Here is a 612-nt window from a genome sequence, read left to right as displayed (position 1 = left end):
TTGGGCTCCTACTGCTTGTACGTACACGGTTTCAGGTTCTTTTTCACTCCCCTCGCCGGGGTTCTTTTCGCCTTTCCCTCACGGTACTGGTTCACTATCGGTCAGTCAGGAGTATTTAGCCTTGGAGGATGGTCCCCCCATATTCAGACAGGATACCACGTGTCCCGCCCTACTCTTCGAGTTCACAGCCTGTGTGTTTTAGTGTACGGGAGTATCACCCTGTACCCTGCGACTTTCCAGACGCTTCCACTAACACACAAGCTGATTCAGACTCCGGGCTGCTCCCCGTTCGCTCGCCGCTACTGGGGGAATCTCGGTTGATTTCTTTTCCTCGGGGTACTTAGATGTTTCAGTTCCCCCGGTTCGCCTCGTTAACCTATGTATTCAGTTAACGATAGTGCAACGAATTGCACTGGGTTTCCCCATTCGGACATCGCCGGCTGTAACGGTTCATATCACCTTACCGACGCTTTTCGCAGATTAGCACGTCCTTCATCGCCTCTGACTGCCAGGGCATCCACCGTGTACGCTTAGTCGCTTAACCTCACAACCCGAAGATGTTTCGTGAAACATCATCGTGTCGCGAAAATTTGAGAGACTCGAACACACATT

Annotated in this window: 1 rRNA gene; it reads right to left on the bottom strand. The window is 51.8% G+C overall.

Annotated features, from left to right (window positions below):
- Nucleotides 1-544 (bottom strand): 23S ribosomal RNA (locus tag HMPREF3178_RS01080); the annotation flags it as partial.
- Nucleotides 545-612 lie beyond the last annotated feature (68 nt).

The sequence above is a fragment of the Klebsiella sp. HMSC09D12 genome (assembly GCF_001808475.1).
Taxonomy (GTDB): Bacteria; Pseudomonadota; Gammaproteobacteria; order Enterobacterales; family Enterobacteriaceae; genus Klebsiella; species Klebsiella oxytoca.
Note: the sequence above shows the minus strand (reverse complement) of the source record. Positions and strands in the feature narration are given on the sequence as shown.